This window comes from Leptolyngbya sp. FACHB-711 (genome assembly GCF_014695615.1).
In the GTDB taxonomy this organism is placed as follows: domain Bacteria; phylum Cyanobacteriota; class Cyanobacteriia; order Elainellales; family Elainellaceae; genus Leptolyngbya_A.
The window spans coordinates 1-7,153 of the sequence record NZ_JACJOR010000513.1; the positions used below are offsets into that span (position 1 = coordinate 1).

Consider the following 7,153-nt stretch of genomic DNA (forward strand, 5'->3'; position numbering starts at 1 on the left):
GCCACGAAATTTAGTCATAGAAACGATCGGCGAAATCGAGCTGGCATGGAGAGCCTTACGCGATCGCCCCTGGGTTGCCATCACCGGAACCAACGGCAAAACGACTACCACAGCCCTGATTGCTGCCATTTTTCAAACTGCTGGAATCAACGCCCCTGCCTGCGGCAACATTGGCTATCCTGCCTGTGAACTTGCCCTTGTCGCTGAACCACCAGACTGGATCATCGCCGAACTCAGCAGCTACCAGATCGAATCTTCTGCCGGAGTCGCGCCTACAATCGGAGTCTGGACGACCCTTACCCCCGATCATCTCAGCCGCCACAAAACGCTGGAAAACTACTACAGCATTAAGGCGCACCTGCTGCACCAGTCTCGCTATCAAATTTTGAACGGCGACGATCCCTATCTGAGACAAGCCGCTTCCCAGTGGCAGGAGGCGTACTGGACCAGCGTATCTGGCAAAGCGAATCTCCCCGGCAATCCCAATCATGGTGCATACATTGAAGAAGGCTGGGCGATCGTGCAGGGAGAACCGATCATTCCCGTTTCTGCGCTTCGTATGGTGGGCGATCACAACCAGCAGAATTTGCTGATGGCAGTGCTGGCAGCGCGACTGGCAGGCATTGAAACCGCGATGATCGAAACCGCGATTCGCACTTTTCCGGGTGTTTCCCATCGGTTGGAGCAAATCTGCACCTGGCAGGGCATTGATTTTATCAACGACAGCAAAGCCACGAATTATGACGCAGCTGAGGTTGGGCTAGCCGCAGTCCAGGCTCCGGTCATTTTAATTGCAGGCGGCGAAGCAAAAGCCGGGGACGATCGGCAGTGGCTTAATTTAATCCAGCAAAAAGCGGCGGTTGTACTGCTGATTGGCACTGCGGCTCCTGCCTTTGCCGCTCGACTTCAGCAAATTGGCTATTCGTCCTGTGAAATCGTCGAAACAATGGAACGGGCAGTACAGCGATCGGCGGAGTTAGGGCAGCAGCAGCACGCGAAGGTTGTTTTGCTTTCTCCTGCCTGTGCCAGCTTCGATCAGTACGCTAACTTTGAGCAGCGCGGCGACCATTTTCGGCAGCTTTGTCTGGCACTGTAGCATCGCTTTCCTCAGCAGTCAGATGCTTAGATTAGTGCTATACTGTGTTTTAGAGAGCATTAGATATTCGGTTGAAGCATTTGTTTCTAGTATTAGCGAGTTTTCACGTTTTTTCACTGACAGATTTCTCTCCGAAATTTGACTCTCCACAGACATTCTATTTTGGAGAAAATCTATGTCAATTTATGTAGGTAACCTATCCTATGAGGTTACAGAAACTGATCTAACCTCTGTGTTCGCAGAGTACGGGTCAGTCAAGCGCGTTCAGCTCCCGATTGATCGTGAAACAGGTCGTATGCGCGGCTTTGGCTTTGTCGAAATGAGTGAAGACAATGAAGAAACTGCTGCGATCGAAGCCCTTGACGGCGCAGAGTGGATGGGTCGCGATCTGAAAGTCAACAAAGCGAAGCCCCGTGAAGATCGTGGTGGTTCGTCTGGTGGTGGACGCAGAGGCGGTGGCTATTCACGTAGCTACTAAATAGAAGCAAGTTTTTGTTGAAGCTTGGCTAGATTAGCTTGTAAGCGTTAAAGCAGAGTAATCCCTGAAGGATCAGGGATTACTCCTACAAAAACTAAATATAACTAAAGGGTTCGGACAGAAATGCCTGAACCCTTTTTTTGATTAGATTAACTTATACCACTTCAGCCCGGAATAAGATGCACAATCAGCGATCGTTTATCAAGCGATTGAACCTTACCTGCTTGAGCCAAGTCAGCAATGATCCGGTCTAGCAAGTCAGTTGCCCGGTCACGGTTTTGATGTTCGCGTCCTCGGAGACGCACCTGAAATTTAACGGAATCTCCTTTTTTAAGCCAATCAATCGCTCGATCGATTCTCAGGCTGTAATCGGATTCACCGATGTTGGGACGCAGTCTTACTTCTTTAACAGTCGTTTTAGCACTGGCATTCTGCCGTTTCTTCTGCTGATATTGATGCTTGCCGTAGTCCAGAATTTTTGCGACCGGAATCTCTTTATTGTCGGAAACAACGACTAAATCAAGATCCGCACTCTCGGCAAGCTTCAGAGCTTCGTAGGTATCGGTCAAACCACGATTGTTGTTCTCATGGTCAATTAGAAGCACTTGAGCAGTTTTAATCTGCCGATTGATAAGCTGTTTTGTAGCGATAATCCTTGTCCTCTAAAATGTGGATGTTTGCTTTTGCTGATAATACCAGGGTAACGAAAAAAGAATTGAAATGGTATTAAGTTTCAGCAGCCTGAATAACTGATTGTTGATTCCTGTATCGCTGCCGTTATGTTCAGAAGGAAGGTTGGAGAATGTGAGAAGCTGTTTGGAAAGCTAAAGCCGTCCCCCGAACACTTCCCTAGCCTCCCAATTCTAGCGAAAACCTCTTCTAATCCAGTGTTCAAACCATTCAGGGTTCAAAGGCCCCACCCGTGTGGAGGGATTTAGGGGGCGATGTAAAACCTTTGCGACTCTTCAAACAGCCTCCAGGGGCAGTGCAGCCAATCGAGAAGAATCAAAGCATCACTGCCTCTTAGAGCGCAATTTCTTGGTATCGACCCAGATCGCAATTCCCCGCGAGACCAAGGCTGAAAGCGCGACCAAAACCGTCCAGGCAACCAGGAGGTTAGCTTGTCCCTGACTGGCAACCTGTAGCGCGATCAAGGCTGCGTAGCAAAGAACAACCAGTCCGGCTTGGATATAGATTGTTTGCCCAATTAAGGCAGCATTGACCCGTTTTAGTCCAAACCAACTGCCACAAACTACCCCAACCCAACTGCACAAACCTACCAACAGCGCAGCAGGCAGGACAACCTCTAAGCCAAACGAGAGCCAAGATGCCAGCAAGCCCAGCCCAGCCCGGACGATGCCAAAGCCGATCGCAGAAAATAGAAACGTTCCCACTATGCTGCCGATCGCCGCTGCCCCATATTCCCGCGTTGCTTGCTTGGTCATGCTGTCCTCGAATCAAGATTAACCTTCTAAGTGATCTGATGGACGGCGCCTCACACTTGTTCCAGTACCTTCTTCACCAGATCGGGAATTTGAGACGGGCGATCGGCAACCGGAACTTGGGCACGTTTGAATGCCTCCAGCTTGCTTTGGGCTGAGCCAATGTCTGCTCCTAACCCGGCAATCCGAGACGCGACGATCGCCCCCGCATGACCCTGGAACTGTCCTTGGGGCGCACTGTAACCCGCCAGAAACGCCACCACGGGTTTATCAATCACTTCTGCAATGTAGCGAGCTGCACTTTCCTCACTGTCACCGCCAATTTCTCCGACCAGCACGATCGCCTCGGTCTGATCGTCTTCTTCCAGAATTTGCAGCCATTGCTGAAACGACGAACTCAGGATGCGATCGCCGCCAATACCAATTGCGATCGATTGTCCTAGTCCGGCGCGGGTAAGTTCTAGGGCGATTTCATAGGTGAGTGTACCGCTGCGGCTGATCAGTCCTACCTTGCCCGGCAGGTAAAACTCCGGCGGATGAATGCCCAATAAAAGCTGTCCCGGCACGATAATTCCGGGGCAATTAGAGCCGACGACCAGGGTTTCGGTCGCTTCTGCCTTTCGTAGCACCCGTACCATGTCCAGCGGCGGCACGCCTTCAGTGATGATAATGATCTGGCGAATCTGAGCGGCGATCGCTTCCAGGGCAGCATCCATTACCTCATAGGGCGGCACAAAAATGACGCTGGTATCAATTCGCCCCACTTTGGCGATCGCCTGCTCGACCAGATCAAAAACAGGAATATCGGCGATCGGCTTGCCCCCGCCTCCCGGACTGACTCCCGCCACGATTTGTGTTCCATAAGCCTGCATCAGCGGCGTATAAATCGCCCCTAGCGGCTCAGAAATGCCCTGAATTAAAATTTTGCTTTCAGCAGTAAAGTTCATTCGCGTTGTCTTAAATTTGTTTTACCGGAAGCAGGCTCAGCGTTTCGGTAATGGCAGCATCGAGATAGTCTGTGGCAAGAATCCCGATCGACTCTAGAGTCGTTTTGGCTTGCGCTAGCTCCTCTCCCACACATCGCACTACGATCGGCGGCAGCGATCGATACTTGCCTCGCTGTTGAACCTGTGCGGCAATGAGCGCTGCAATCTCAGCACAGGAAAGTCTGCTGCCCAGGAGATTCACCAAAATTACCTGGATGTCATGGGATTCAAACAGCAAATCGAGTCCTTGCTGAATCCGTGATTCCAGGGTTGAAGTCGGGCAGCTCTGCCGATATTCACCCCCTACATCTACAAATGCGCCCGGCCTGCCCTTGGCTTTATAGAGCAAATCGAGCGTTGCCATCGTTAGCCCCGCCCCGTTGCACAAAACGCCGATATTGCCTGCAAGATCAACCCTGGCGATCGGGGAAGTTTGCGATTGTGCCGCCTTTCCCTGGAGCAGCAGCGGATGGGTAAACTCGGACAGCAACGCCTGTCTGCCTAACGCCGTGTCGTTGACCGTTACTTTGCCGTCTAACGCCATCAGCTTGCCCGAAGGGCTCACCGCCAGCGGATTGATTTCTACTAAATCCAAATCGCAGGTGGCAAATAGCCGATACATCTTTTCCACGATCGCGCTTACTGCTTGAATCAAATCCCCTTTTAATCCCATGCGGATTGCCAATCGCCGCGCATAGTAGGGCGAAAACTCCTGATCGACAATGACTTGATGCAGCCGATCGAACTGCGACTCGATTTCGATGCCGCCCTGCTGCGACCCCAGCAACACCGGACGCCGCTCCGAGCCATCTAGCACGACTGCCAGGTAAAACTCGCGATCGGCATCATACTTTGCCTCTGCCAGCAGCACTTCGGGGTATTTTCCCATGATTGGCAGGTGAAAAATCATCTGAGCAGCGGCAATGGCATCGATCGTATTTTCAACAAACCGGATACCTCCCGCTTTTCCCCGTCCTCCGGTGTACACCTGGGATTTCAGCACCACCGGATAGGGAATCGTGAGCTGCTTGATGTCCTGAAGCTGACAAATGCGCTGAGACGGCAGCACCGGAATGCCCATTTGCCGAAATAGCTCTTTTGCCTGGTACTCTAACAACTCCATAGAAACCTACTGGCGGGAATTGGACAATGCACCCCACCACGATAAACGACAGCAGCACAAAAAGGCTTATCTATTGAGCTTACCCGCTAAGCTCCAGTCTGGATGCAGCTAAGACTGCAAAACAAAAGAATCTGTCCCCTGGGGGAATTCACCCTTCAGCAGCAAGCAAACAACCAGGGCAATACGTTATGACTAGGATAAAGAGTTTCAATCATTGGGGTAAGGTGGCAATGGAAATCGGTGTACCCAAGGAAGTCAAAGATCAGGAATTCCGGGTAGGGCTAAATCCGAACAGCATTCGCGGATTAACCGATCAGGGTCACAAGGTTCATGTCGAAACCCAGGCAGGCCTCGGCGCAGGATTTTCAGACGCAGACTACGAGCAGGCAGGGGCGTCGATCGTCTCCACGGCTGCTGATGCCTGGAACCGCGAAATGGTGGTGAAAGTCAAAGAGCCGCTTTCATCGGAATATGAGTTCCTGCAAAAAGGAAAGCTTTTGTTTACCTACCTGCATTTGGCAGCAAATCGGGCTTTAACCGAGCATTTAATCGATTCGGGGATTACGGCGATCGCCTATGAAACCGTTGAGCTGCCGAATCACAGTTTGCCCTTGCTCACGCCCATGAGCATTATTGCTGGGCGGCTTTCGGTACAGTTTGGCGCACGATATTTGGAGCGACAGCAGGGCGGACGGGGCGTTCTGCTGGGCGGGGTTCCGGGAGTGCGTCCGGGAAAGGTGGTTGTGCTTGGCGGCGGCGTGGTGGGCACCGAAGCAGCAAGAATGGCGATCGGCATGGGCGCACAGGTGCAGATTCTTGACATCAGCCTGGAGCGGCTGGCGTATCTGGAAACAATCTTTGGCTCCAGAGTCGAACTGCTCTACAGCAACGCGCCTCAAGTGGAAGCCGTCGTTCCCGATGCGGATTTGCTTGTGGGAGCCGTTCTCGTTCCCGGTCGGCGTGCCCCGATCTTAGTGAACCGTGCGCTGGTAGAAAAAATGTGTCCCGGTTCGGTGATTGTCGATGTGGCAGTCGATCAGGGCGGCTGTATTGAAACGCTGCACCCGACTTCGCATACCCATCCGATCTATGTGGAAGCAGGCGTGGTTCACTACGGGGTGCCCAATATGCCTGGAGCCGTTCCCTGGACAGCAACCCAGGCACTCAACAACAGCACCTTCCCCTATGTGATGAAGCTGGCACACGAAGGCATCAAGGCACTGGATAGCGATCGCAGCCTAGCACAGGGACTCAACGTGAACGCTCACAAGTTGGTGCATCCGGCAGTGCGACAAGTGTTTACCGACCTAGCAGCGTAGACCGCCAGCGCAAGCTAATCTTCGTCGCGAAACTGCAAATTTTCCAGGGCGATCGTCCCCAGCGACTCAAAGCGGCTGATTTCCCTTTCGGGGTAGTGTGTCATCAGATAGAATGCCTGCCCTTCAGTTTCACCAAGATACACTGCCCCTTCGATCGTGCCGTTTGGGGTTTGCTGACGGTAGATTAGCTTCTCTTTTACCCAGGGATAGCTAACGATGTTGGTGCGATCGACCAACTGCCACTGATTTTTTGCCAGCAAGCCCTGCGGGTCGAGCACATAATCGCGGAGCTGATCCAGCGTTGCTTTTTGCTGCGGCTGCACGATATCGACATAGGTATTCGATCGGGGTTTGCCCTGAGGACTATAGACTAGCCGAATTCCTGTCCCCGCCTGGGAAGCAATCGATTGGGGCTTAAAGTCTTTGGCGGGGAAGTAGGTTGTAAAGGGCAAGCTTGGCTGGTTTAGCAGGGTTAGCTCAACTTCTGCCATTCGTCCACCAACGTGAATCGCCATAATTCGGGTTGCAGGGCGGTCTTCGGCGCTAGGAGGCGGGCTGGCTTCGGGCGTACTGGCAGCGGCAATATTAAAAGCTTGACCGCCCTGGAGCGAATTTTCCAGGATAGAACAGCTACTCAGGCTGGCAAAACTCGCTCCGGCAAGCAGCAGGACAGCAGATTGTTTGTAATTCATACTGTGTCCTCCTAGCT

The 7,153-nt window shown here is 52.3% G+C and carries 8 protein-coding genes; 3 read left to right on the forward strand and 5 right to left on the reverse strand.

From position 1 onward, the window contains the following. Positions 1-1,096 (forward strand): UDP-N-acetylmuramoyl-L-alanine--D-glutamate ligase (murD, locus tag H6F80_RS24785; RefSeq protein WP_190794183.1); only part of this gene is annotated, 1,096 nt, incomplete at its 5' end. A 175-nt stretch (positions 1,097-1,271) separates the two neighbouring features. Next, positions 1,272-1,574 (forward strand): RNA-binding regulator, encoded by a 303-nt coding sequence (gene rbp / locus H6F80_RS24790; protein WP_190794184.1) that lies wholly within the window; start codon positions 1,272-1,274, stop codon positions 1,572-1,574. A 164-nt stretch (positions 1,575-1,738) separates the two neighbouring features. On the opposite strand, the gene infC is transcribed toward rbp, so the two are convergent. The 4 genes from infC to H6F80_RS24810 all read right to left on the reverse strand — a co-directional run bounded on the left by infC (position 1,739) and on the right by H6F80_RS24810 (position 5,125). After that, positions 1,739-2,227: a translation initiation factor IF-3 gene (gene infC, locus H6F80_RS24795; protein WP_190794190.1), complete on the reverse strand. Its 489-nt coding sequence runs from the start codon at positions 2,225-2,227 to the stop codon at positions 1,739-1,741. Positions 2,228-2,587: 360 nt separating this feature from the next. Beyond that, positions 2,588-3,019, reverse strand: coding sequence for a hypothetical protein (locus H6F80_RS24800; RefSeq protein ID WP_190794185.1), 432 nt, complete (start codon positions 3,017-3,019; stop codon positions 2,588-2,590). Positions 3,020-3,069: 50 nt separating this feature from the next. Then, entirely contained in the window at positions 3,070-3,963 is an 894-nt protein-coding gene (locus H6F80_RS24805; protein ID WP_190794186.1) for a succinate--CoA ligase subunit alpha, read from the reverse strand. Positions 3,964-3,973: 10 nt separating this feature from the next. Further along, entirely contained in the window at positions 3,974-5,125 is a 1,152-nt protein-coding gene (locus tag H6F80_RS24810) for a succinate--CoA ligase subunit beta (RefSeq protein WP_190794187.1), read from the reverse strand. Between the two features lie 230 nt (positions 5,126-5,355). Between H6F80_RS24810 and ald the strand changes: the two genes are divergently transcribed. Further along, positions 5,356-6,444, forward strand: coding sequence for an alanine dehydrogenase (gene ald, locus H6F80_RS24815; RefSeq protein WP_190794188.1), 1,089 nt, complete (start codon positions 5,356-5,358; stop codon positions 6,442-6,444). Between the two features lie 14 nt (positions 6,445-6,458). Here the strand turns inward: ald and H6F80_RS24820 are convergent. Continuing rightward, on the reverse strand, positions 6,459-7,153 hold a 695-nt coding region (locus H6F80_RS24820; protein ID WP_206755112.1), incomplete at its 5' end, for a hypothetical protein.